The sequence below is a fragment of the Mesorhizobium sp. USDA 3734 genome (genome assembly GCF_056279665.1).
Genome location: NZ_JBWCCW010000001.1, coordinates 7,353,528 through 7,377,319, shown reverse-complemented (window position 1 = coordinate 7,377,319; position 23,792 = coordinate 7,353,528). Strand labels below are relative to the sequence as shown.

Genomic DNA, 23,792 nt, shown 5'->3' with positions numbered 1-23,792 from the left:
GACCGGCCTGCCGGCCTCCGGATTTTCTATGTCTGGATGCTTGATCCTGGCCGCCTGACGATCGCCGTCAACTTGCCAGGGGAATTTTGATTTCGACGTTCAGCCCATTGGCCCGGAAATCACGCTTGATCGTACCGCGCAATTCGCGCGTGACGTTGAGATCGATCAGCTTGGTGCCGAATCCGGTCTTGGCGGGCGCTTCGAGTTTCTTCTGCCCGGTTTCGCGCCAGTTGAGAGCCAGCATCCTGTCGCGCCCGCGCCCTTCGACCGACCAGTCCACCTTCAGCGCCCCAACGGAATTGCCGGCTTCGCCGTATTTCAGCGCATTCGTCGCCAGTTCGTGGAAGGTTAGGCCCAGCGCTTGCGTCGTGGTTTCGTCGAGCAGCACCTGTGGCCCCGACAACAGCTCATCGGGCAGCTCCTTGCCGAACACCTGCCCTAGCTCGATGCGCAGGAGATCGCCAAGATCGGCCTTCTGCCAGCGCGAGCGCGTCAGCATGTCCTGGGATGCCGCCATCGCCTGCAGCCTGGCCGAGAAGGATGCGGAAAACTCGTTGACGTCAGTGGCCCGCGATGCCGTCTGGCGTGCGATCGCCAGCACCCTGGTGATCGAATTCTTGATGCGATGCTTCATCTCCTGCAGCATCAGGTCTTTTTCGAGCAGGCTCTTTTCCGTCGTTTCGTGCAAGCGCGACGCCGCCTCATAGGCCCGCTCCTGATACCGCGCCACCAGCGCGATGGCGCCCGCCAGCAACAGGCCGAACAGCCCCAGCATCACCGGAATGGCGCGCGACGACGGCTGCGAGAAGGCGCTCGTCGGCCGGAACAGGACAGTCCATGGCCGGCCGGCCACCATGATCTTGCGGGTGACCAGCAGCCTGTCCCCGAAGGTCGAAGCCGGGGGCGTCTCCGAGCGGAACAACAGATTGTCGCCGTTCACCGCGCCCTCGCCGTCGTAGATTTCGGTGTTGACCGGAAGCAGCGGCGACCGGCTGAGCGCGGTCTGGAACAGGTCGCGAGCCCGAAAGGCCGCATAGAGAAAACCCGCCGTGGAGGATCTGGACGCATTGATGACGTCGGGCGCGGTTTCGACATTGAGCCGCACGAAGACGAGGAAGCCGGTGAACGTCTGCGCGGCACCCGTGTCCTGGCCCAGCTGCACCAGCCCGCTGGCGTGCTGGTGGTCATCCGACATCGCCTTTTCAATCGCCGCGCGCCGCACCGGTTCGCTGAACATGTCGTAGCCGATGCTACCCTGGTTGGACGGGTCGAGCGGCTCGAACAGCACGATGGGGGTGCGCCAGGGCTGCGTGGTGTCAGGATAGATTGGATGGTTGACGCCATGGTCGCGCAGCATATCGCGTTCGACCGCCGCCTCGTCTCCGGCCTTCGCCAGCCTGACATAGCCGATGCCGCGCAAGCCGGCAAAATTGTTGTCGACATCGAGCGCTTTGAAGAACGCCTTGAACTCGTTGCCGGAAATATCGCCGTTGCGGGCGTCGAACAGGGCCTGCGTCGAGCGCAGCAGCGACAAATGCAGGTCGATGCGGCTCTCGATCCGGTTGAGCGCGTCGTCGGCCGTCGCTTCGAACTTGATGCGGGCGGCCTCTTGCGTCGCGAAATAGGCAAACCCCGCCATCGTCATGCTGATCAGCGCAACGGCGATGAACGCGACGATTGGAAAAAGCTTCTTCAACGGATGATGTGGTCCCTGAGCGAATTGAGACCTTTATGGGCAAGTCGCCGCGCCAACACAATGGCAAGGCCAAGCCATGCTGACGGCTGGCACATCACGTGATCGGCAACCCGCGATCTGGTCTGACCTCGGGCCGCAATCTTCAGCGGTCTCAGGCCGCGATCTTCAGCGCCCCCGGTCCAGGAATGGCGCCGGGCGGGCATTTGCCCAGAATGATCATGCCGAGCACCTCGTCCTGGGTCACGTCAGTGGTGCGGGCCGTGCCGACGACCTGGCCGTTCTTCATGACGCAGACCCGGTCGGCGAGCTCGAACACGTCGTGGATGTCGTGGCTGATCAGGAAGATGCCGATGCCGTCGGACTTGAGCTGCTTGACCAGTTCGCCGACCTGCGCCGTTTCCTGCGGACCAAGCGCTGCCGTCGGCTCATCCATGATCAGGATGCGTGCGTTGAACAGGATGGCGCGCGCGATCGCCACCGATTGCCGCTGTCCGCCCGACAGCTTGATCACCGGCTCCTTGAAGCGCTGGAAGCGGGGGTTGAGCCGGCCCATCACCTTGCGCGCCTCTGCCTCCATGGCGACGTCGTCGAGCGTGCCCCAGGCGGTCATCAACTCGCGGCCGAGGAAAAGGTTGGCGGCGGCGTCGACATTGTCGGCCAATGCCAGCGTCTGGTAGATCGTCTCGATGCCATACTTCTTGGCGTCGCGCGGGTTGGAGATCGATGCCTCCTCGCCATTGACGAAGATCTGGCCGGAGTCGCGCTTGTAGGCGCCGGACAGTATCTTGATCAGCGTCGACTTGCCGGCGCCATTATGGCCGAGCAGCGCCACGACCTCGCCCGGGAAGAGATCGATCGAGGCGTCGTCGACAGCGCGGATGCCGCCAAAGGCGATCGAGATGTTCCTCATGTCGATCAGCGCGGTGGCTGCAGGAGCAGTCTTGTCAGTCATGGCATGCCTCCTAGACGCGCTTGCGATAAACGGTGTCGAGCCAGACGGCGATGACCAGCACGGCGCCGACGACGATGCTCTGCAGCGGCGAGTCGACGCCGAGCAGCACCATGCCGGACTGCAGCGACTGCATCAGCAGCGCGCCAAGCATGGCACCGATGATCGTTCCCGAGCCACCGGCGAGCGATGTGCCGCCAATGACGGCGGCGGCAATGACCAGCAGTTCGTCCAGAGTTCCAAGCACGTTGGTCGCCGAATTCTGCCGGGCCGAGGAGATCGCGGCGGCGATCGTCGCCAGCACGCCCATGATCATGAACACCTTCATGGTGATCCAGCGCGTGTTGATGCCGGCGAGATTGGCAGCCTCGGGATTGCCGCCGATGGCAAAGACATAGCGGCCGAAACGGGTGCGGTTGGTGATGAAGGTCATGACCAGCCCGACGGCGATCGCCATCAACACCGGTATGGCTATGCCGTGAGCGATGAACAGGCCACCTTCGGGAACGGTGATGTTGTTGGCGGCCGCATATCTGTTCACGATGCCGATCGGCCAGGGATAGGAATTGGCGAGCCAGACCGCACCCATGATGACGGCGCAGGTGACGACGCCGAGCAGCGTCTCGGCCCAGATCGGACGCAGCGGAAAACGGAAACGCTTGCGCTGCACCCGCCCGTTGAACAGCGCAAACACCACGGCGAGGCAGGCGACGACCCCGACGACCCAGCTCCAGGTCGCGCCGATCGATCCCGATGGCCCGCCGCCCATGAGCTGAAAGGTGGCGTCAAGCGGTGCCACCGTCTGGCCTGATGTGACCCACCAGGCGGCACCGCGCCAGACCAGCAGTCCGCCCAGCGTCACGATAAAGGCGGGCACTTCGAGATATGCGATGACGAAGCCTTGAAAGGCCCCGATCAGCAGGCCGAGCGCCAGGCCGATGACCAATGCCAGGACCCAGATCCACGGATTGCCGAGTTCGAGCCCGACAAACCGGACCAGGAAATGCACCTGGGCAAAGCCCATCACCATGCCGATCAGGCCTTCGGCGGAACCGACGGAGAGGTCGATGTTGCGCATGACGATGACCAGCACCATGCCGCAGGCCATGATGGCGACCGCCGATGTCTGCACCGACAGATTCCACAGATTGCGCGGCGTGAGAAAGGTGCGGCTGTCGAAATCGAGCGGATTGACGCCAAGGCGCAGGCTGGAAATGACATGCAGCCCGATCCAGATGATCAGCAGGGCGCCGATCATGCCGAGCATGCGGGTATCGATCTCGGTCGCCTTCAGGAACCGGGCGACCGCGCCGAGTTCCGACGCACGTGCTGTGTCGGCCTGCGGGTTGGACGTCGTATCGGTCATGATTTCCTCCCACCGGCTGGCCGTCTGACGCGGATGCCGGAACCCAGCCTAGAAGCTATCCGCGTGATGCGGAAACACAAATCTTTTTGAGAAAACGCCGCGGCTTTTAGGCCGCGGCGTTCAGATATTTCGACGTGATCCAGATCAGTTGCAGGCCGCGACGGTGCCGGCGGCGACGCCCGCGCAGACTTCGTCCTTCTTGATCCAGCCGGCGTCGATGACCACGTTGAGATTGTCCTTGGTGATGGCAACCGGGGTCAGGAACAGCGACTTGACGGTGTTGCCGCCAGGCGTCGTGAAGTCCTTGGCGCCGGCGATGTCGCTCGTCTTCTTGCCGTCGGCGAGCTGCGAGGCGATCTCTGCGGCGTTCTTGCCGAGTTCGCGCGCGTCCTTCCACACCGACACGGTCTGCGTGCCGAGCGCGATGCGGTTCAGCGCGGCGTGATCGCCGTCCTGACCCGAGACCGGCACGGTGCCGGCAAGGCCCTGCGCCGTCAGCGCCGCGACGACGCCGCCGGCTGTGCCGTCATTGGCCGCGACCACGGCATCGACCTTGTTGTCGTTGGCGGTGAGGAACTGTTCCATGTTCTTCTGGGCGTTGGCGGGCAGCCAGCCGTCCGTATAGGCCTCGCCGACATTCTTGATCTTGCCGCTGTCGATGGCTTCCTTGAGCACTTCCATCGAGCCCGAGAACAGGAAGTCGGCATTCGGATCGGCACCCGAACCCTTGATGAAGACATAGTTGCCTTCCGGCTTGACCTTGAACACTTCGCGGGCCTGCATGCGGCCGACTTCCTTATTGTCGAAGGTCAGATAGAAGACGTCCTTGTTCTCGATCAGACGGTCATAGCCGACGACCGGAATACCTTCGTCCAGCGCCTTCTGCACCGCCGGGCCGATGGCCGAGGCATCCTGCGCCAGGATGATCAGCGAATTGGCGCCCTGCGAGATCAGGCTTTCGACATCGGTAAGCTGCTTGCCGGGATTGGACTGCGCATCGGCGGAGATGTACTTGTCGCCGGCGGCCTCGATCGCCGTCTTCATGGCGGCCTCGTCGGTCTTCCAGCGCTCTTCCTGGAAGTTGGACCACGAAACGCCAATGACCTTGTCCTTCGCCTGCGCAACCGACGCGAGCGTCAGCGACATGGCGGCACCCGCCAGGATGGCGGCTGTGAATCTTTTCATAATATCCTCCCTGCGCCGCGTATGGCGCGACCAAACTGACCCGAAGGCCGGCACAGAGGCTCTATTTTTTCGAGCCTCGAAAAAATACTGGTCCAACACCCGAACGCTGTCAACATTGATTCTGATGGATTTTGATGTGCTCGCGAATTTTTTTCGAGCTCCGGAATAAATAAATGACAGAGTGGGCGGCTTCTGCCAGTATTTGCCTGCGTTGCCGACAGCGTTCGAGGGGCACGGAGAGCCGCGGCGACCGGGAGGACTTGAGTAAACATGTCGGTCGGAATCCGCCACGACGATTTGCGCCGGCGCAACCGGGCGATGGTGATTGCGGCCGTGCGCCGCGCCGGACAACCATCACGCACCGAGATCGCCGCGACCACGGGCCTCAGCCACTCGACCATATCGGCGATCTCCTCCGACCTGATCGGCGAAGGCATCCTGACCGAAAGCAAACCAAGCGAGGCCGGCTCGCTCAAACGCGGCCGGCCGCAGGTCGGCCTCGGCCTCAATCCGGAAGCGGCGGCGGTGATGACCGTGGTGCTGTCGCTGAATTTTCTCTCCGTCGCCGTCATCGACTATGCCGGCCAAGTGATATCAGAGGAACAGCGCCGGCTGGACACATTGACGATGTCCCGCGAGGCGCTGATCGGCGAATGCGTCGCCATCGTGCGGCGCCGTCTTGAGGACCCCGACCTTGACGTCCGCAGCGTCGCCCGCATCGCGCTGGCGATCCAGGGCATCACCGACACCCGCGCCCGCGCCATGTTGTGGTCGCCGATCACGCCGCACACCGACATCGCCTTCGCCGACATACTCGAGGACGAGTTCGGCATCCCCGCCACCATGGAAAACGACTGCAACATGATGGCGATAGCGCTGCGATGGCGAGATCCTGATCGCTACCGCGACGATTTCATCGCCATCCTTTTGTCGCACGGCATCGGCATGGGCCTGGTGCTGAAGGGCGAGCTGTTCACCGGCACTCATTCCTCGGGCGGTGAGTTCGGCCACATGATCCATCAGCCGAACGGTGCGCTGTGTCGCTGCGGACGGCGCGGCTGCGTCGAAGCTTATGCCGGCAACTACGCCATCTGGCGCAACGCCAGGCAGTTGGGTGAGGACGCAGAACCCGTCGCCGATGTCAGCGACGCCGACATGCGCGCCTTGGCGACCGCGGCCCGCGAAAAGGATGGCCCCGAGCGCGAGGCCTATCGCAAGGCCGGCGAAGCGCTCGGCTACGGTCTCGGCAGCCTGTTCGCGCTGATCGATCCGGCGCCCGTTGCCATGGTCGGCGTCAGCGCCGCTGCCTTCGACCTGATCGAGCCCGCATTGCGCAAGGCGATTGCCCAGACCGCCGGCGGCCAGCACTCGAAATCGATTTCCTTCGACACCGAGCCGAACGAACTGCCGCTGATCCGCGAAGGCTGCGCCATGCGCGCGCTGACCTTCGTCGACCAGGAGATTTTTGCACCCGGCGCGCAGACGAGATCCGGCCTCACCGGCAAGAACGTGGCGTGAGTTCAAACGAGGGAGTTCAGTCTTCCCTGATCGCGTATCCGGCCCCACGAATGGTGCGGATGACATCCGGCATGCGGCCATTGTTGACCGCCTTGCGCAGCCGGCCGACATGCACATCGACCGTGCGCTCGTCGATATAGATCGTCTCGCCCCAGACATTGTCGAGCAGTTGGCTGCGCGAGAACACGCGGCCGGGATGGCGCATCATGAACTCGAGCAGGCGGAATTCGGTCGGCCCGAGCCGGATCTCGCTCTTCTTGCGATAGACCCGGTGCGACTCGCGATCGAGCACGATGTCGCCGACCTTGAGCACGCTGGACAGCACTTCCGGCTTGGCGCGGCGCAGCAGCGCCTTTACCCTAGCCATGAATTCCGGTGTCGAGAACGGCTTGACCAGATAGTCGTCGGCGCCGGTCGACAGGCCACGCACGCGGTCGCTTTCCTCGCCGCGCGCGGTCAGCATGATGATCGGCAGCCGCTCGGTCTCGGGACGCATTCTTAGCCGACGACAGAGTTCGATGCCGGAAACCGCAGGCACCATCCAGTCGAGCACCAGAAGGTCGGGAACGTTCTCCTGCAGCCGGATCTCGGCCTCGTCGCCGCGCGTCACCACCTCGACCTGGTAGCCTTCGGATTCGAGATTGTAGCGGAGCAGCACGCCTAGCGGCTCCTCATCCTCCACCACCATGATGCGTGGCGCGATCATAGACTGGTCACCCCTGTCGTCATGCCGCCGGCGCGGACATTGCCGTCTCGTCCTGCTTCGGACGATTGGCGGGCAGCTGCGTGCCGGTCAGAACATAATAGGCATTTTCGGCGATGTTGGTCACATGGTCACCGATGCGCTCGAGGTTCTTGGCGCAGAACAACAGATGCGTGCAGGCCGTGATGTTGCGCGGGTCTTCCATCATGTAGGTCAGGAGTTCGCGGAACACCGAGGTGTATTTGACGTCGATGCGTTCGTCGTCGGCACGCAGTTTTGCCAGGGCCGCGGCGTCGCGGGCCGCATACTCCTCGATCACGCCCTGCACCTGGATCAGCACCAGCTGCGCCATTGCGTCGATGGAATGCGACAACTCGCGCGGCGTGACGCTGAGGCCGACGGTGCCGACGCGCTTGGCGATGTTCTTGGCAAGGTCGCCGATGCGTTCGAGATCGCCGGCCATGCGGATCGAACCGACGACATGGCGCAGATCGTCGGCCATCGGCTGCCGCTTGGCGATCAAGGTGATGGCGCGGTCGTCGAGCTCGCGCTGGCGCGCATCCATGATCGCATCGTCGGAGACGACGCGCTGTGCCAGGGCGTTGTCGGAATTCAAAAGCGCCTTGGTGGCGCCACCGACCATCGAGCCGGCGAGATCGCCCATGTCACTGATGAGCCTGCTGATCTGTCCGAGATCCTCGTCGAAAGAAGCGACTGTGTGTTCGCCCATGATCTTGTCCCTCGTATGCCTGAACTCAGCCGAAGCGGCCGGTGATGTAGTCCTGCGTGCGCTTCTCGCGGGGCGACGTGAAGATCTTCTCGGTGCGGTCGAACTCGACCAGTTCGCCCAGATACATGAAGGCCGTCTGCTTCGACACGCGCGCCGCCTGCTGCATGTTGTGGGTGACGATGACGATCGTGTAGTCGGCTTGCAACTCGTCGATCAGCTCTTCGATCTTGGCGGTCGACAGCGGGTCAAGCGCCGAGGCCGGCTCGTCGAGCAGGATGACTTCCGGCTTCACCGCCACGGTGCGGGCGATGCAGAGCCGCTGCTGCTGGCCGCCGGAGAGGCTGAGGCCGCTGGCGTTGAGCTTGTCCTTGACCTCGGTCCAGAGTGCCGCGCGCTTCAGCGCCTGCTCGACACGGCCGTCCATCTCGGACTTGCTGAGCTTTTCATAGAGCCTGACGCCGAAAGCGATGTTTTCATAGATCGACATCGGAAATGGCGTCGGCTTCTGGAACACCATGCCGATCTTGGTCCGCAGCAGGTTGAGATCCTGCGAGCGGTCGAGGACGTTCTGGCCGTCAAGCAGCACCTGACCCTCGGCGGTCTGCTTGGGATAGAGTTCGTAGATGCGGTTGAAGACGCGCAGCAGCGTCGACTTCCCGCAACCCGAAGGCCCGATGAAGGCGGTGACGCTGCGCTCGGGCAAGGACAGCGTGATGTCCTTCAGCGCCTTCGACTGGCCGTAGTAGAAGTTGAGGTTCTTCACCTCGATCTTGATCTTGGCGGCTGCCTCGGCAGCGATCGTCATGTCTGGAGACAACATCTGGCTCATTTGTCCTCTCTGCGTCCGGTCAGGCTGCGAGCAACGATGCTGAGCGCGAGAACCGTCAATGTGATGATGAGTGCACCGGTCCAGGCCAGTTGCTGCCATTCCTCGTAAGGGCTGAGAGCGAACTGGAAGATGGTGACAGGCAGGCTGGCCATCGGCGCGTTGAGATTGCTCGACCAGAACTGGTTGTTGAGCGCTGTGAAGAGCAGCGGTGCCGTCTCGCCGGAGATGCGGGCGATCGACAGCAAGATGCCGGTGACGATACCGGAAAGCGCGGCACGGTAGGCCACCGACTTGATGACCACCCAGCGCGGCGCGCCGATCGCGGTGCCGGCTTCGCGCAAGGCGTTCGGCACCAAATTCAGCATGTCTTCGGTGGTACGCACGACAACCGGGATGACGAGGATGGCGAGCGCGACGGAACCGGCAAGGGCCGAGAAATGCCCCATCGGCCGCACCAGGAGCTCGTAGACGAACAGGCCGATGATGATCGACGGTGCGGACAACAGGATGTCGTTGATGAAGCGCACGATCGTGGTGAGGCGCGAGAAGCGGCCATACTCGGCCATATAGGTCCCGGCCAGCACGCCGATCGGCGTGCCGACGATGACGGCGATGACCGTCATCACCACGCTGCCATAGATGGCGTTGAGCAGGCCACCGGCATCGCCGGGCGGCGGCGTCATTTCGGTGAACACCGACAACGAAAGGCCTGCGAGACCCTTGTAGAGAAGCGCGCCGAGAATGAGCGCCAGCCAGGCAAGGCCGATGCCCGCCGCGACCAGACAAAGCGTCATCATCACGGAATTCCTCGTCTTGCGACGGCGGTGAAGCGATGTGGCTGTCGACATCGGTCAGGCTCCGGTTCGGCGATCGATGCGCATCAGCATGTAACGTGCGATGGCAAGGATCAGGAAGGTGATGACGAAAAGGATCAGGCCCAGAGCAATCAGCGATGACGTGTAAAGCTCGCCATCGGCCTCGGTGAATTCATTGGCGATGGTCGCTGAAATCGTCGTGCCAGGCGCGAACAGCGAGGCGCTGATACGGTGCGCATTGCCGATGACGAAGGTCACCGCCATGGTCTCGCCAAGTGCCCTGCCCAATCCCAGCATGACACCACCCATGATGCCGACGCGGGTGTAGGGAATGACGACGCGGCGCGTAACCTCCCAGGTCGTGCAGCCAATGCCGTAAGCGGACTCTTTCAGCACCGCCGGCACCGTGTCGAAGACGTCCTTGGTGATCGAGGTGATGAAGGGCAGCACCATGATGGCAAGGATCATCGACGATGTCAGCAGGCCGATGCCGTAGGGCGGGCCGGCAAAGAGGCTCGATAATACCGGGACGTCATGGAAAAGATTGATGAAGAAAGGCTGGATCGTGGTCTGCACGAAAGGAGCGAAGATGAACAGGCCCCATATGCCATAGATGATCGATGGGATGCCGGCCAGAAGTTCGACCGCGATGCCGATCGGCCTACGCAGCGGGCGCGGGCACAGCTCGGTCAGGAATATCGCAATGCCGATGCCGATCGGCACCGCAATCAGGATGGAGATGGCCGCGGTGACGACGGTGCCGTAGATCGGCGCCAGCGCACCAAACTTCTCGGTGACCGGATTCCAGCTCTCGGTTGTCAGAAACGATACGCCAAAAGTCGACATCGCCTGCCATGATCCGACGAACAGCGAAATCGCGACGCCGCCCAGGATCAGCAGAACGAGAATGGCGGAGAAGCGTGTGGCCGCCCGGAAAATCGCATCCGTGAGCGCGAAGCGCCGCACCGTCGCTTCCCTGGCCTGCATGGCGGCTAACGATGGCATGGCTTCGGAAACGGTAGTCATCTAGCCCTCGCGTTCGAAAGAAAAACGGGAGGGCGCCTGGAAGGCGCCCTCCCTGTCAAGGATTACATGGCCGAGTAGATCGGCTTGCCGTCGCTGCCGACGACTTCCTTGGCCCAGGTCTCCTCAATGCTCTTGACCACGTTGTCAGGCATCGGGACGTAGTCGAGTTCGCTGGCCATCTCGTCGCCCTTGGCATAGGACCAGGCGAAGAACTTGAGCGCTTCACCCGTGGCAGCGGCATCATCGGGCTTCTTGTACAGAAGAACCCATGTTGCCGCCGTCATCGGCCAGGATTCCGCACCCGCCTGGTTGGCGAGAATGACGCCATAGCCCGGCTGCGAGTTCCAGTCGGCATTGGCGGCCGCGGCCGAGAAGGCTGCAGCCGTCGGCTCAACCTTCTTGCCATCCTTGTTCATCATGTCGGTGTAGGTGAGCTTGTTCTGCTTGGCATAGGCGTATTCGACATAGCCGATCGCACCGCCGGTCTGCGAGACGTTGTTGGCAACGCCCTCATTGCCCTTGGCGCCGATGCCAACCGGCCACTCGAGTGCCGTGTTGACGCCGACCTTCGACTTCCAGTCCGCGTTGGCGTCGGCGAGATAGTAGCTGAAGTTGAACGTGGTGCCCGAACCGTCGGAGCGATGCACCACCGCGATCGCCTGCGAAGGCAGCTTGGCATCCGGATTGAGCTTCTTGATCGCGGCGTCGTCCCACTGCGTGATCTTGCCCATGAAGATGTCGCCAAGGGTCGGGCCGTCGAGAACCAGTTCGCCCGGCTTGATGCCTTCCAGATTGACGACGGGGACGATGCCGCCCATCACCATCGGAAACTGGACGAGCCCGATGGACTCGAGATCCTCGCCTTTCAGCGGCGCGTCGGAGGCGCCGAAGGTAACAGTCTTGGCCTTGATCTGCTTGATGCCGCCGCCAGAGCCGATCGACTGGTAGTTGAGACCGTTGCCAGTCTCTTTCTTGTAGGCATCAGCCCACTTCGCGTAGATCGGATAGGGGAAAGTGGCGCCAGCACCGGAGATGTCCGCAGCCATTGCCGCGGAAAGGGTGAGGGTGGACGCCGCGGCCATTGCAATCGCAACGGCCGCCGAGCGGATGAAATGTCTCATGTGGCCTGCTCCTGTTCGGAAGATGGTCTCTCGGCGCCATTCCTCTCGGCGCCCGCTGAGGCCAATAGCCTTCGATTATTACAGTCGCATGACAGTTTGATGTCACCCCGGTAACGCGTCATCGGAGTGAGGAAAATGCCGGCCGGCAGGCGCTCGCGATAGAGCCCGGCTTTGCTCCGGGAATCAGGCACTTGCGCCGTTTCAGACCACGGCTGGCCCGCGGTTTCGGCATCGCCGCCTCGGCAAAGAAAATCCGGACGGGAGCGCGTTGCTCTCGGCCAGACGGTGTCGTGGCCGGGCCATCGCCGAAAACAGGTCCGTTGGGGTAGGTTGACGCTGTCTCATGCCGGCGGTCGCTGCTCCCGCCCGTAACTGGGAAGAGCGGAATTCGAATATGGTCATTGTCTCGATCAGGCACAGTTTTGATATGGTGCGATCGCACCATGGTGCTGCACGCGCGACGCGTCACGAATCTCCGCATGGCTTCTCGCCAGCAGGTGCGACGAGAATCCCTTACCCGGCGTTGCGCTGGGCCTGGCGGCTGGCGCCGATCCAGCGCTCGACCTTCTCGAGCAGGGCCCGTGGACTGATCGGCTTGGGCAGATAGTCGTCCATGCCGGCCTCCAGGCAGCGCTCGCGATCGCCCTTCAGCGCATGCGCGGTGACGCCGACGATCGGCACATGCGTGCCGGTTTCTTCCTCCAGCCTGCGAATGGCGGCGGTCGCCTCCAGCCCGTTCATCTCCGGCATCGAGACATCCATCAGGATCATGCACGGATTGAGCCGGCCGAAGGCGTCGAGCGCCTTGCGGCCATTGCCGACGATCTCGAAACCATAACCGGTCTCGCCGAGAATCTGGGTGAACACCATCTGGTTCACCTCGTTGTCCTCGGCCACCAGGATGTCCAGTCTGTCGCCGCCACCCGCCACGGATGGCCGGGGGCGAATCGAAGGCGGCTGCAGCAGCGCCCGCTGTTCGGAAGGCGCAGAGGGCTGCGGCCGCGCAACATTGTTTGCAGCGACGTCGGCTGCGAGCGGCAGCGCGTCGCTGCCACTCGTGTTGTGGCGATGCCGCTGGATGGTAGCGACCAGCGTTTCCAGCAGTACCGATGAGCGCGCCGGCTTGATCAGCTGGGCATCGATGCCGAGATCGCGATAGCTGGTGTTGGCGAGCGACTGGTCGACCGAAGTCAGCATGATGATCGGCGTGCCGGCAAGGCCGGCGGTGTTGCGCACGATCCGCGCCGTTTCGGCGCCGCTCATCTCAGGCATCTGGTAGTCGAGCACGACGCAATCGACCGGCACGCCATAGGCGGCGGCGGCGATCAGCACCTTGAGACCCTCGGCGCCGCTTTCGGCCGCGCAGGAATCGAACGTCCACGATGTCATCTGCTCGGTCAGGATGGCCCTGTTGACGGCATTGTCGTCGACGATCAGCACGCGCGCGCCGGTCACGTCGATCGGCATGATGCGTTGTCCGTTCTGCTGTCCGGCTCGCGGCAGCGTCACCGAGAACCAGAAGGTCGAGCCCTTGCCTTCGGCGCTCTCGACCCCGATGTCGCCGCCCATCAGCTCGACCAGCCGCGAGGTGATGGCGAGGCCGAGGCCGGTTCCCTCGTGCCGCCTCGTCGACGAGGTGTCGACCTGGCTGAATTTCTCGAACACGAGTTTCAGTTTTTCCTCGGGGATACCGATGCCGGTATCGGTGACCGAGATCGTCAGCTTCGTCCCGGTCGGAACCCTCTCCCCGGTGACGTCGACCAGCACATGGCCTTCATCGGTGAATTTCACCGCGTTGCCGAGCAGGTTGGTGACGATCTGCCTGATGCGGCCGACATCGCCGATGAACAGATTTTCGAGACGAGGCTCGACGCGCACGATGAGCTCGAGGTCCTTCTCCTTGGCGCGTGTCGACACCAGCGTCGCCACATCCTCGATCGCCTCGGCAAGATTGAAGGGCGCCGGATCGAGCACCAGCTGACCGGCATCGATCTTGGAGAAGTCCAGTATGTCGTTGATGATGGTGAGCAGCGCGTTGCCCGATTTCACGATGATGTCGGTAAACGTCTTCTGCTTCGGGTCGAGGTCCGATTTGGCCAGGAGTTCGGCCATGCCGAGCACGCCGTTCATCGGCGTGCGGATCTCGTGGCTCATATTGGCGAGGAATTCCGATTTGGCGCGATCGGCGAGCACGGCGCGCTGCCGGGCCTCGCGCAATTCCGCCTCGCGCGTCTTCAACTCGGTGATGTCGGTGGTCGAGCCGATCAGGTAGAGCGACCCGTCGGAGGCGATCATCGCCCCCTTGCGGGCAAATTGATGCCTGACGCTGCCGTCGGCCGCCGTCACGGTCTCTTCGACCTCCTGCGTTTCACCGGTGCGCAGCACCGCAAGGTCGCTGTCGACGAAGGCTTGGCCATCCGGCCCGAAGATCTCGATGTCGGTCTTGCCGATAGCCTCTTCCTTGCTGAAACCGGTGAGATCGCACCAGCCCTTGTTGACGTAGAACTGCCTGAGGTCGGAGCGCTTGGCGTAGATCGACACCGGCACATTGTCGATCAGGCTGCGGAACACCTCGTTCTCGCGCATGCTCTCCTCCAGCGCACGCTCGCGCGCCTTGACGTCGGTGATGTCGGTGCTGGAACCGACCAGATGCACCGACCCGTCCAGCGCCACCAGGCGGCTCTTGCGCGTCATCAATTGCCGAACCGTGCCGTCGCGATGGGTGACGGGTTCTTCGACCTCCCTGACGGCGCCTGTCACGGCGACTTGCGTGTCGTCCTGACTGTAGCCATCGGCGTCCTGCGCGCCGAACAGCTGGCGGTCGGTGCGGCCGATGACATCCTCCTTGGCGAAGCCGGTTATCGCGCACCAGGCCTTGTTGACGAATTCGATGCTTAGATCCTGCGCCTTGATGAAGGCGGCCACCGGCAACTCGTCCAGCACGTGTCGGAACAGATCGATCTGGCGCATCGAGTCGCGCAATGCCGCTTCGCGGCTCTTGATCTCGGAGATGTCGACCCGCACGCCGATGAAAGTGCCATCGTCGGTCCGCATGTCATAGACCTGATACCAGCGGCCGTCGGGATTGTGGCGCTCGTAGGAGGAGTTGGGCAAGCGGTAGCGGGCGAGGATCGCATCCAGCCAGCGATCGGGATCGTCGTCGTAGAGCTTGTCGACTTGCGGGTCGCCGCTGCTGCGGAAATAGCCGTTCGCATGGCCCAGCACGAGCGCCTCGCGGAATGTACAACCGGGCTGCCATGCCGGCTTCAAGGCCGGCAGCGTGTCCTGGATCTTGCGGTTGGCGAAAACGAACTTGTCGTCGCGATCGTAGATGATAACGGCCGCCGGCAGGGATTCCAGCACGCTGGCGAGATGCTTGCGCGCTTCCTCGGCCTCGGTCTCGCGGCGCTTCATGTCGGAAATGTCGAACAGGAAACCAGCAACGTAGTTGCGGCCGCTGGCCATGCCGACGCGGCTCTTCCTGACGATGCGCGAGCGGCTTGCGCCATCGGCCTCGAAATTCTCTTCCACTTCGTACGGGTGCCCGGTGGCAAGCACGTCCAGTTCGCTCTGCTCGAAAAGCGCGGTGTCGTTCGTCGAGAGGAACGCGCCGCCGGGTTTGCCGAGCATGGCTTGCGGCGTCTGGCCAAACAAGGCGGCGAACGCCTCGTTGACGAAAACGAAGCGCAGATGGTCGTCCTTGACGAAGATCGGATCCTTGACGGCGTTGATCACAGCTTCCGCCAGTCGCGCTTTCTCCAGCGCGTCGGCAAGTTCGGCCTCGCGGTCCTTCATATCGGTGACGTCGACATAGGAGATCAGCCGCTTGCCGCCGGCCAGCGGCGCCATCGACGATATCAGCGTGCGGCCGTCATTGCGCGGGAACTGCCGCGATTCGGCGGTCCCGGCCCTGATTTCCGCCTCGCGCTCGGCTATGTGCTGCTGCCATGTCGCGTCGTCGGAACCATACGGATCGATGTCGCGGCTGGCGTCCATAAGATCGCGGAAGCTGCAGCCGATCTCGGCGCGCCGGGCGTCGATCTGCCAGAAATCGTAGAAGGCGCGGTTGATGACTTCGGCGCGCATATCGGCATCGAGGACGAGGACACCGATCGGCATCTGATCGACCATCGTGTGGAGATTGGAGAAGGTCTCGGCGATTTTGGCGTTGGCGCTCTCGATCTCGGCATCGCGGTTCTTGATCTCGGTGACCTCATAATAGGTCAACAGCCGCTTGCCCCCCGACAGCGCCGTCACCGAGAACATCATCGTCCGGCCGTCGGCGTGGACAAACTCGCGCGGCGCGACGGAGCCGGCACGAATCTCGTCGATACGGGCGGCGAGGTAGCGCTGCCATTGCTGTTCGTCGATGTCGCCATAGATGCCGTTGCGGCGGTTGAGTTCCATCAACAGGCTGAACGGTGCGCCGACGGTGACAGCGCCGTCCGGAATCCTGGAGAGGTCGCGATAGGCCTTGTTGACGATCAGCGTGTCGAGCCTGGCGTCGAGGAGCACGACGCCCATGTGCATGGCGTCCATCGTCCGTTCGAGATCGGCCAGATGCTGGTCGGGAAGATGCTGGTCGGGTTCGCCGTCCGTCGATGGTCCCTGCCCCGGACTTTTGAAGGCGCCGGCCAGTGCCGTGACATTGCGGCCTATGCCGCGATAGCCGGCAAATCGTCCCTCGCCGTCGAACCTTGGAAAGCCTGATGTCAAAACCCAGCGGCAATCGGCGCTTCCACCCTTAAGTTCATAGACGAAGTCGCGAAAAGGCCGGTGCGCCTGCAGATCCTCCAGATGCGCGGCGCCACTGCGGTCGCCGTCCAGGACCTGGTTGAGGAAGTCGAAGCGGAACCGGCCAAGCACGTTTGCCGGATCGATGCCGGTGGCTGCCTGATAGTTTTCAGAAAGCCAGGAGAAGCGCAGCTCGGCGTCGGTCTCCCAGATCCAGTCCGAACCGGCTTCGACGAGTTGGCGAAGCGCATCGGTCGAGTCCATGCAAGCGGCGGACGACGATGCACCATCGCCATGCGCTGTGGGTTTGCGAGGCCCGCGCTTGCCGCGCGCGCCAATTGTTTCGTCCGCTTCCGCCATGTCGTCCCCACCCCGAAAACCAAGGCCGAACCCTCCTCCGCGGTTCGTCGGCGGAATGTGCCCGAGAAGCATTAACGATCCGCTAACCTTAACGGTCGGTTAGACATATCGGCCAGCACCGCCTGCGTTGTTCCGCCCGGTTGTCGGCGGGATCGAAGCCGCTATATAAGCACCGGCAGGGGTATTGCTGATGCTTGGACGGATTGTGCCTTTTTTCATGGGGCTGGCGCTGCTTTTCGGCAGCGGCTGCTCGCGCAGTTATGACGGGACCGTCGTCATCCCGAGACCGCTCGATGTCCGGCGTTTCTGGGATCGTCCGCCACCGAATGTCAACTATGGGCCATCCGAGGTCGAAAACGGCGCCTTTCCGGTGGCGCCACAGCCGCCGAGGCGGTTTTCAGAGCGCAGGGTCATGACGCATGCCGCGCCCAGAAGGCACCAGACGAGGTTACCCGCGTCAGCGTCCCTGTCTGCCCCGGCGAAACCGCTCACATGCAAGAACATCAGCGAACCCGGCAAGAGGGCTCGCATGGTCTGCGACTAGAGCTGGATTCCTGAGAAGGGAAGCGGTTTTCTCGGACAAACGGAAACCGTTTGTCCAGAGATTCACGCTCAAAGAAACGATTGGCAAATAGCTTTCGATGAGCGTGCGTTCACAGCGAGGCGGCGCCCTTTTTCGGCTCTTTCGCACCGAGCTTGTCGAGTGCGAGACGAACCTGACGCAGATCGTCCTGCCAGCCATCATCATCGCCCATCGGGCTCTCCGAGGCAGCCCGCTGCAGCCCGCGCGCCTCGGATTCAATCTCGCGCAGTTCGGCGATTTTCTGTTCGGCGGTCAGGGAGCCGTCTTCGACGATCTCCAGCACCCGCATTTCCCTGAACGTGGCCATGGCGTTTCTCCTGGCTGATGTCGATCACAACGCCGTGAGCGCCTCTCTGTTCCAGCCGGATCACAACAGGCTTGCGGCAGGCGGTCTTCCGCCAATGGTGGTCAGTCGGCAGGAAAGAAGGCCGGGCCGACCACGCGCACCGCCCGCTTGCTGGCCACGATCGACTGGTGCTGGGCAGCGCCCGGAGCTTCGGCATCGGGCGCCGGAACGGCTGCAACGGTGCCAAGATCCGGGGTACCAGGATCCGGGATGCCAAGATTCGGCTTTACCGTCGGCAGCGGAATGATGGCGTTGCTCATGTCGGCGGGCGTCACCGTCCTGGCGCGCAGTTCGGTGACCCGCTGGTAGTAGCGCTTGACGTCGCATGCCTTGAAATTCTTGTCATCGCGGTATCTGAAGGCCGCCGGCAGCTCGGTATAGGGCTTTCGCGTATCGAGCGCGACCATCTGGTCGGTTTCGAGGCTGGCGTCGCTCAACGTGTAGAGGTCGACGCTGGGATCATCGCAGATGTAACGGCATTGGTCGGCCGTCTCCTTCAGATCGCCGCTGGCGGCGAACTGCGACTTTGGCGCCGGGAAGAAATACCCGTCCGACAGGCGCACGCAAAACAGCATCGCATTGCCGCCGAGCGTGGCCCCTGTCGATTGGGTGCCGGGCGCGGCGCGCGCCGATCGTTGCTTTGCCGAAGGCGCGCAGCCAAGTGCGACGAAGCGCGCCTGCAGGCCCGATGTGTCCCGGCCCGAATTCACCGCGGCAGCGATCCGGCGCTGCACATCCGTGCGGCTCCTGGCGAGGTCGGCGCAAGCGTTGAACAGGCCACCCAGCGAACTTTTCGCCGTGCACTGGCGCTGTCTCTCGATAGTCTGGATGGCGGCAAGTTGCCGGCGCAACTGGCCAAGCTCCGGGCTCGCCCCGCCGCTGCGGCCAGCCGAAAGCAACTGGCTTCTGATCGCGCCGCAGCTGTCCGCGTAGGACGAAAGCGTACCGAACAAAACCGCCGCCAGCGATATCAGCGCGATCATCATGAGAGGCCAGAAACGGGTCATCGGAACGACTTGGTCCTTGTTGCGGAGAACCTGGAATTACAGTCCTTGACTTCGGCAAGTTTCGACTAAATGAGTAACGTCTAACTTTTAGAAGATTTTCAAACTGAAGAGACTTTTACCCAGTGTATTAGGTCGCCTCCTGTAAATTCGATATTACATTTTTATTTCAAGATTGAGACGAACCCTAAAACAACGTGGCAAGCCCCACGATCGCCGAGAGCCGCGGCGCAACGGGCCGGAATCAATCCGAGGTGCTTTTGAAACCTTTGCCCGCTCTTCGGCGTTGACTGGCCAAAGGAGAACGCAGATGTCGATCCACTTCACTGTCTCCGACCTGACAAGAAACCTGTTTCACTCGCTGGGGCTGGATCACGAGCGCACGCCAAGGCCTCTCAACCCCGAGCAAAGCCTGTTGCTGGAATGCTATCTGGCCGGCCAGGTTCCGGAATCGGCCTGGAACGACTACGTCTTCGAGACGCCCGATCTTGCCCGGCATGCCAAGGCGAGGCGCAGTCACCACTGAGTCGTGCACCGCCGAGCGCATCTTGGAAATGCGGCTTGCGCCGCTCGTTGACTATTTGGGAGAAGCGAATTGCAGCGTGAACACGTTGCCGGCGATCCCTTGCGCCAGCTTCGCTGAGAAGGTCAGGGGCAGGCAATTCTGCAAAGCCGTCGTCGCGGCGTCTACAAACGATTTTTTCGCCTTGGCATCGCCATCCACCTTGATGGCTGTCGGCCTCGGTGGGCCGATCAGCGTGCCGTCCCGCTTGAAGCTGAAGCTCAAGGTGACGCTGGCGGTCCCGGCGTCCGCCGGCGGCGTCCAGCATGCCTGGATGGCGGCCCCGACATCGTTCATGGTGTTGAGTTCAGCCGCATTTGAAAGATGAACGGCGCCCGCCAGCATCACGCCCGCAACCGCAACCCGCCTCGCAACGCTTTTCATCGCCAGCCCTCATCACGCGCCTGACCGACAATCCATGCCGGACTGCCGAAATGGATGGTAGGGCCAACGCCGGCAATGACAATATCTCTCGACAAAAGTTGACGCCAAAAAAGCGACACTGGACGAGGCCTGCGTGGCCCGATCACCCGGCGATGGCGTTCAAAAAAGCAAAAAGGCCGGCATTGCGCCGACCTTTCCTATCGCTACGACGTTCTGCGCCAGTACATCCGTGGTCGCGGGCCGAAGGCGAATTGCCTCCAGTAGACAGGGCTTTGGTTAACGAATCCTTAAGCTGAGGCCTTGGCCTGCGACTTCACATGGGCGATGTAGCCGCGCACGTCGCCGGCCGGCTCGCTATAGGCCTTGCCGAGCTTCTTCTCGACCGCTGCCACATAGTCCTTCGCCCATTTGGGCAGAGGATAGTCGATGACGGCGAGGAATTCGAGCGTCGCTGCCAGGCGGATATCGGCAATGGACGGGTGCTTGCCGCCGATGAACGGCTTGCCGTCCCTGAAGAAGCTGTGGAAGACCTCCAGCGGCTCGGCGATCGCGGCCATCGCTGCCTTCTGGGCTTCGGACTTCTTGTCGGGGTGGGCGTCGCTGTGGCCGACCTCACCGGCATATTGCGGAAAGCCGAGGAACGGATAGGTGGCGCGCGCGACATAGGGGTAGAGCGTACCGACCAGATAGAACATGGCGCTGTCGATCATCGCCCGCTTGGCCGGCGCCTTCGGATAGAATTTCTCCAGCCCATGCTTGTTGGAGAGGTATTGCATGATGGCGCAGCTTTCCCACAACACACCCCTGGGAAGGCCCTTGTCCTCGATCATCGGCGTCAAATGGGCGGGATTTCGCGCCATGAATTCCGGCGAGCGGGTGTGGCCCCAGGCATCGGTCTCGGCGGCATCCAGCCCGGCCGCGCGCGCGAACACCCGGACAGTCATGTTGTTGACGCTGGGCTTCAGCATGCTGAGCTTCACGCCCGGTTTCTTCGCCGGTTTCGCCTTGGCCTTGGGCGCGGCTTTTGCCGTCGCCTTCGCGGCGGACTTTGCAGCTGCCTTGGCCGCCGGCTTTGCCGCAGCTTTCGCCGCCGGCTTGGCGGCTGCCTTGGCCGCTGGTTTCCTAGCACTCTTCGTCGCTGTCTTGGCCATCTTGTTCCTCCCTCTGGTCTGTTCAGTATGGGTTCTTCGGTGCCCGGTCGTCCGACAAGGTTGCGCGGGACCGCTCGACAAGCGCCTGGATCGCATCGGCGAGATGCACTTCCGCTATATTGTAGTCGCCGCGCGCGACACGGATCTTGTGCGCTTCCATCAGCACGTCGGCATGGGTGAAGCCCACCGGCGGCTCGAAGCGGTAGGACGCCAGTTCGATCAGCAGGCCGAGCGGATCCTCGAAATAAATCGAATCCATGAAGCCGCGATCCTTCACGCCGCTGTGCTTGATGGCGCGCCCGTCGAGCCGGGCGACCGCCTGCAGGAAGGTGACGCGCGACACCGAAAAGGCGATGTGGTGGACACAACCCGGATCGGTCGGCGTGCGTCGTTTCTCCGGCGTGCGGCTCTCGTCGGTGAAGATGGTGATCAGCCGGCCGTCGCCCGGATCGAAATAGAGGTGGCTTTCCCTGGGCTTGTCGAGATTGGGCTGCTCGAAGATGAATGGCATGCCGAGCACGCCTTCCCAGAAATCGATTGAGGTCTGGCGCCCAGCGCCGACCAGCGTGATGTGATGAACGCCCTGCGATTGCAGTTTCTGCATTGGTCTCCCTCCCCCGTGGCATCAACTGCCCGTCCGGATCCGCCCAACACCCGGCGTTCTGCGCGCCGCTGGAGCCGTGCCTCAGGACCCATGACGCGATGCTAATGCAATCGGCCCCGCAGCGCCAGAAGTCCCCGAACGCGACAGGATCGGGCGATTGAGGGAGACCTAGGAGATTCGCGGTCTGGAACCGAAAGCGAATTGCCTCCAATCCCGGCACGCTAGTCGAGAAATCTGATCTTTGTGAAAGACATCATCTCTCCCATGACGTTACCGCTGTCATCGACCTGCTGTCCTCGACCGACCGTAACCGTCACGCGTTTTCCCTTGTAGCGGGAGGGCATCACGGTTTGCTCGTTCCAGCTTTCGCACTCGGGCGCGGAACACAGGCCGACTTGCTCGGCCTTCTTGCTGTCGACAAGGGTCAGGTAGCAATTGTCGCCGCATTCGAAACCTCGAATGGTGCCGGTGATCTTCCTGTCCTTGGAGAAGGACGGGCCACACTGGGCAATCAGGGACACGGAGACGAGGAGGGCCAAGGCCAGTTGTTTCATGCCGCCAGCTTGCTGCAACATGCCGTGCCGCGCAAGTATCACATCTGGCGGACAATCCTTGGTACGCCCGAGGCCGCACTGGCGCACGGTGCTCGCCACCAGGAGCAAGGTAGAAGCAGAGGCGCGCTTGAACAGGCGATGGTCCAGGACGGAGTTAAGGCGCAGATCGAAGAGATCACGCCGAAGGCGAAGAAGGGGCGCTGACGCCGCGCCATGGCCCGAAAACCTGGTCCCTGATCAATGAAAAGCCCGCCACAGGAGCGACCTGCGGCGGGCTTTTGGAGTGGCTACATCCCTGAAGGAATCGACCGCTTGTAGTTGTATTGTGAACGGTGTGACCGCGTTAGCCTATGGTGTGATCGCGGAAGCCTGGGGCGAGCGCCTTACCAATGTTGGTTGGAGAGTACCCCGACGATGGCGCCGCGGCTGGCTAGCCAGCAGCCGTCTCTATGTCTGGCTTAGACACGTCGGCGCGAGCATCCGTCCGCCACCGAGCGCGGATGCTTATTTGACGATCTCAGCTGGCTTCAAGCTCAGTACTTGAAAGCTTGGTACGCCCAAGGGGAATCGAACCCCTGTTCCCGCCGTGAGAGGGCGGTGTCCTGACCGCTAGACGATGGGCGCGTTCAAGAACCGGCGATATAGGCTGAGCGCTGGGAAAAAGCAACTGGGGTTCGGCCGCTTTACCTTGTCAGGGAAAGGTCGGCTGCAGGCCTAGCGTTTCGGCTCGATCAGGTCCCAGAGATTGCCATGCAGATCGGCGAAAACGGCCACCGTGCCGTAGGGCTCGAAGCGCGGTGCTTCGCGGAATTCGACGCCCTTCTCCAGCATCGCTGCATGGTCGCGGGCAAAGTCGTCGGTTTCGAGGAACAGGAAGACACGCCCGCCGGTCTGGTTGCCGATGCTTTTGCTTTGTGCCTCGTCGGAAGCCTCGGCCAGCAGCAGCCTGGCACCTTGACCGTTGGCCGGCGCCACCGTGACCCAGCGCTTGCCGCCGCCGAGATCGACATCCTCGGCGAGCAGGAAACCCAGCCGCTCAACATACCAGGCAATCGCCTCGTCATAGCTGGCGACGACCAGGGCAACGGTCGCGACACGGCGATGTTCGGCGAACCCGGTCATGCCTCAGGCTTGCTCATTCTGCGGCAAACTTGTTTGTTGCATTGTTGCCGACCGCTCATTTGTTGCGGATAGCAAAACGGCCGATCAGGCGGCGCTCTGCGATATCGTAGACGAAGATCGTGCGGCTGCCGTCGGCAAGCTCGGCATCGATGGAGAGTCGATTGCCGGACAGCGACTGGCTGATCACCTTGGCGCCGACCGGCAGCACGATATCGCCGCTGACCGGTTCGCCGGCGGGTGTCTGGATGTCTCCGGCCAGTGGCGGGCTCTCGGGAGATGCCTTGCGGGATTTGTAGACAATCGCCGCGATCACCACCATAAGAGCCAGCAAAAGCAGGCCGAGATTGATGGCCATGAAGCGGATGAGCTTGCCGCGTACCTTGTCGATCTCAGGGTCGAGCGGCTTTTCCTGGTCTTCCTCGGCAATTGGGCTGGCCATGGCAAATAATC

At 62.6% G+C, this 23,792-nt stretch carries 22 protein-coding genes and 1 tRNA gene; 3 read left to right on the top strand and 20 right to left on the bottom strand.

What is annotated here, in order from left to right:
- Positions 1 to 67 precede the first annotated feature (67 nt).
- From ACZ89F_RS35400 to xylF, 4 genes are all read right to left on the bottom strand, one after another.
- Positions 68 to 1,696 carry a CHASE domain-containing protein gene (locus ACZ89F_RS35400; RefSeq protein WP_476096840.1) on the bottom strand — a complete coding sequence of 543 codons (1,629 nt, stop codon included), beginning with the start codon at positions 1,694 to 1,696 and terminating at the stop codon, positions 68 to 70.
- 151 nt (positions 1,697 to 1,847) lie between these two features.
- Complete coding sequence (locus ACZ89F_RS35395; RefSeq protein WP_013529276.1) at positions 1,848 to 2,648, bottom strand: ATP-binding cassette domain-containing protein; 801 nt, start codon at positions 2,646 to 2,648, stop codon at positions 1,848 to 1,850.
- Positions 2,649 to 2,658: 10 nt separating this feature from the next.
- Positions 2,659 to 4,011 (bottom strand): sugar ABC transporter permease, encoded by a 1,353-nt coding sequence (locus tag ACZ89F_RS35390; RefSeq protein WP_476096839.1) that lies wholly within the window; start codon positions 4,009 to 4,011, stop codon positions 2,659 to 2,661.
- 144 nt (positions 4,012 to 4,155) lie between these two features.
- The gene (gene xylF, locus ACZ89F_RS35385) at positions 4,156 to 5,196 is read right to left on the bottom strand and encodes a D-xylose ABC transporter substrate-binding protein (protein WP_476096838.1); all 1,041 of its coding nucleotides are present in this window, start codon (positions 5,194 to 5,196) and stop codon (positions 4,156 to 4,158) included.
- 270 nt (positions 5,197 to 5,466) lie between these two features.
- Here xylF and ACZ89F_RS35380 point away from each other — a divergent pair, with 270 nt between their 5' ends.
- Positions 5,467 to 6,714, top strand: coding sequence for an ROK family protein (locus ACZ89F_RS35380; protein ID WP_476096837.1), 1,248 nt, complete (start codon positions 5,467 to 5,469; stop codon positions 6,712 to 6,714).
- Between the two features lie 16 nt (positions 6,715 to 6,730).
- Here the strand turns inward: ACZ89F_RS35380 and phoB are convergent, their stop codons facing one another.
- The 9 genes from phoB to ACZ89F_RS35335 all read right to left on the bottom strand — a co-directional run bounded on the left by phoB (position 6,731) and on the right by ACZ89F_RS35335 (position 18,968).
- On the bottom strand, positions 6,731 to 7,420 hold the full coding sequence (gene phoB, locus ACZ89F_RS35375) for a phosphate regulon transcriptional regulator PhoB (RefSeq protein ID WP_010911896.1): 690 nt from the start codon (positions 7,418 to 7,420) through the stop codon (positions 6,731 to 6,733).
- A gap of 19 nt (positions 7,421 to 7,439) precedes the next feature.
- The gene (phoU, locus tag ACZ89F_RS35370) at positions 7,440 to 8,147 is read right to left on the bottom strand and encodes a phosphate signaling complex protein PhoU (protein WP_476096835.1); all 708 of its coding nucleotides are present in this window, start codon (positions 8,145 to 8,147) and stop codon (positions 7,440 to 7,442) included.
- Between the two features lie 25 nt (positions 8,148 to 8,172).
- Positions 8,173 to 8,976 carry a phosphate ABC transporter ATP-binding protein PstB gene (pstB, locus tag ACZ89F_RS35365; protein ID WP_476096833.1) on the bottom strand — a complete coding sequence of 268 codons (804 nt, stop codon included), beginning with the start codon at positions 8,974 to 8,976 and terminating at the stop codon, positions 8,173 to 8,175.
- Positions 8,973 to 9,824 (bottom strand): phosphate ABC transporter permease PstA, encoded by an 852-nt coding sequence (pstA, locus tag ACZ89F_RS35360; protein WP_476096831.1) that lies wholly within the window; start codon positions 9,822 to 9,824, stop codon positions 8,973 to 8,975. Before pstA ends, pstB begins: the two co-directional genes overlap by 4 nt.
- Positions 9,825 to 9,827: 3 nt before the next feature.
- A complete protein-coding gene (gene pstC, locus ACZ89F_RS35355) occupies positions 9,828 to 10,817 on the bottom strand; it encodes a phosphate ABC transporter permease subunit PstC (RefSeq protein ID WP_056587429.1) in 990 nt (329 codons plus the stop codon).
- Positions 10,818 to 10,879: 62 nt separating this feature from the next.
- Positions 10,880 to 11,938, bottom strand: a complete 1,059-nt coding sequence (gene pstS, locus ACZ89F_RS35350; protein ID WP_476096830.1) for a phosphate ABC transporter substrate-binding protein PstS — start codon at positions 11,936 to 11,938, stop codon at positions 10,880 to 10,882.
- Positions 11,939 to 12,451: 513 nt separating this feature from the next.
- A complete protein-coding gene (locus tag ACZ89F_RS35345; RefSeq protein ID WP_476096828.1) occupies positions 12,452 to 17,032 on the bottom strand; it encodes a PAS domain-containing protein in 4,581 nt (1,526 codons plus the stop codon).
- Between the two features lie 653 nt (positions 17,033 to 17,685).
- Entirely contained in the window at positions 17,686 to 17,922 is a 237-nt protein-coding gene (locus ACZ89F_RS35340; protein ID WP_476096826.1) for a hypothetical protein, read from the bottom strand.
- Between the two features lie 101 nt (positions 17,923 to 18,023).
- Positions 18,024 to 18,968 carry a DUF2865 domain-containing protein gene (locus ACZ89F_RS35335; protein ID WP_476096825.1) on the bottom strand — a complete coding sequence of 315 codons (945 nt, stop codon included), beginning with the start codon at positions 18,966 to 18,968 and terminating at the stop codon, positions 18,024 to 18,026.
- Positions 18,969 to 19,275: 307 nt separating this feature from the next.
- On the opposite strand from ACZ89F_RS35335, the gene ACZ89F_RS35330 reads away from it, so the two are divergent.
- A complete protein-coding gene (locus tag ACZ89F_RS35330; RefSeq protein ID WP_476096824.1) occupies positions 19,276 to 19,491 on the top strand; it encodes a hypothetical protein in 216 nt (71 codons plus the stop codon).
- A 51-nt stretch (positions 19,492 to 19,542) separates the two neighbouring features.
- Here ACZ89F_RS35330 and ACZ89F_RS35325 read toward each other — a convergent pair whose 3' ends face one another.
- The 4 genes from ACZ89F_RS35325 to ACZ89F_RS35310 all read right to left on the bottom strand — a co-directional run bounded on the left by ACZ89F_RS35325 (position 19,543) and on the right by ACZ89F_RS35310 (position 22,220).
- Positions 19,543 to 19,911, bottom strand: a complete 369-nt coding sequence (locus ACZ89F_RS35325; RefSeq protein ID WP_476096823.1) for a hypothetical protein — start codon at positions 19,909 to 19,911, stop codon at positions 19,543 to 19,545.
- Between the two features lie 287 nt (positions 19,912 to 20,198).
- Positions 20,199 to 21,062, bottom strand: a complete 864-nt coding sequence (locus tag ACZ89F_RS35320; RefSeq protein ID WP_476096821.1) for a glutathione S-transferase family protein — start codon at positions 21,060 to 21,062, stop codon at positions 20,199 to 20,201.
- A 22-nt stretch (positions 21,063 to 21,084) separates the two neighbouring features.
- Complete coding sequence (locus ACZ89F_RS35315) at positions 21,085 to 21,666, bottom strand: VOC family protein (RefSeq protein ID WP_476096820.1); 582 nt, start codon at positions 21,664 to 21,666, stop codon at positions 21,085 to 21,087.
- 221 nt (positions 21,667 to 21,887) lie between these two features.
- Entirely contained in the window at positions 21,888 to 22,220 is a 333-nt protein-coding gene (locus ACZ89F_RS35310; RefSeq protein ID WP_476096818.1) for a hypothetical protein, read from the bottom strand.
- On the opposite strand from ACZ89F_RS35310, the gene ACZ89F_RS35305 reads away from it, so the two are divergent.
- Positions 22,212 to 22,424 carry a hypothetical protein gene (locus tag ACZ89F_RS35305; RefSeq protein WP_476096817.1) on the top strand — a complete coding sequence of 71 codons (213 nt, stop codon included), beginning with the start codon at positions 22,212 to 22,214 and terminating at the stop codon, positions 22,422 to 22,424. The two genes, ACZ89F_RS35310 and ACZ89F_RS35305, sit on opposite strands and share 9 nt — an antisense overlap.
- 345 nt (positions 22,425 to 22,769) lie before the next feature.
- Here the strand turns inward: ACZ89F_RS35305 and ACZ89F_RS35300 are convergent.
- From ACZ89F_RS35300 to ACZ89F_RS35290, 3 genes are all read right to left on the bottom strand, one after another.
- A tRNA-Glu gene (locus ACZ89F_RS35300) sits at positions 22,770 to 22,844 on the bottom strand.
- A 90-nt stretch (positions 22,845 to 22,934) separates the two neighbouring features.
- On the bottom strand, positions 22,935 to 23,342 hold the full coding sequence (locus tag ACZ89F_RS35295; protein WP_476096815.1) for a VOC family protein: 408 nt from the start codon (positions 23,340 to 23,342) through the stop codon (positions 22,935 to 22,937).
- 55 nt (positions 23,343 to 23,397) lie between these two features.
- Positions 23,398 to 23,781, bottom strand: coding sequence for a fimbrial protein (locus ACZ89F_RS35290; protein ID WP_476096814.1), 384 nt, complete (start codon positions 23,779 to 23,781; stop codon positions 23,398 to 23,400).
- Between the last annotated feature and the right edge of the window lie 11 nt (positions 23,782 to 23,792).